1 pseudogene is annotated in these 285 nt (G+C 54.4%); it reads left to right on the top strand.

The annotated features are described in order from the left end of the window. Window positions 1–285, top strand: a pseudogene (gene fadA / locus B3180_RS12875) (acetyl-CoA C-acyltransferase); the annotation flags it as partial.

The raw sequence follows: 285 nt of genomic DNA, 5'->3' as shown, positions 1-285 counted from the left end.
TTGGCGCGCGCTCTCATAAGAAAGCGCACGAAGCGACAGTTGAAGGTCGCTTTGCTAAAGAGATTTACCCAATTAACGGCCACAATGCTGACGGCGAACTGGTACGCGTGACTGAAGACGAAGTTATTCGTCCGGAAACTACCGCAGAAGGCCTGTCACAGCTTCGCCCGGTGTTTGACCCTGCCAACGGCACGGTAACCGCAGGTACCTCATCAGCCTTGTCTGACGGCGCAGCTGCCATGTTGGTTATGTCTGCTGATAAAGCCAAAGAACTGGGTCTGACGC

The sequence above is a fragment of the Idiomarina sp. UBA4206 genome (genome assembly GCF_002383015.1).
Lineage (GTDB): Bacteria > Pseudomonadota > Gammaproteobacteria > Enterobacterales > Alteromonadaceae > Idiomarina > Idiomarina abyssalis.
Note: the sequence above shows the minus strand (reverse complement) of the source record. Positions and strands in the feature narration are given on the sequence as shown.